A 266-nucleotide genomic window follows, 5' to 3' on the forward strand; every position below is an offset into this window, starting at 1 on the left:
TATTTAAAACTTTTGCAACTGGACCAATGCAATTAGTAGTACATGAAGCATTACTAAAAATGTCAAATGCTTCTATATCTAATTGGTCATCATTTACGCCTTTAACTACCATTTGAACATGTCCACCTTTTGAAGGACCAGTTAACAATACTTTTTTGGCACCTGCTTTAATATGTGCGATGGCTTTATCACCATGATTAAATTTACCAGTTGCATCTATAGCAATATCGATATCTAATTCTTTCCATGGCAAGTTTTCAGGATTG

1 pseudogene is annotated in these 266 nt (G+C 33.5%); it reads right to left on the minus strand.

The window, feature by feature from the left end:
• Positions 1-266: pseudogene (locus GUI70_RS25795) on the minus strand (type I glyceraldehyde-3-phosphate dehydrogenase); the annotation flags it as partial.

The sequence above is a fragment of the Deinococcus alpinitundrae genome (genome assembly GCF_009982895.1).
Lineage (GTDB): Bacteria > Deinococcota > Deinococci > Deinococcales > Deinococcaceae > Deinococcus > Deinococcus alpinitundrae.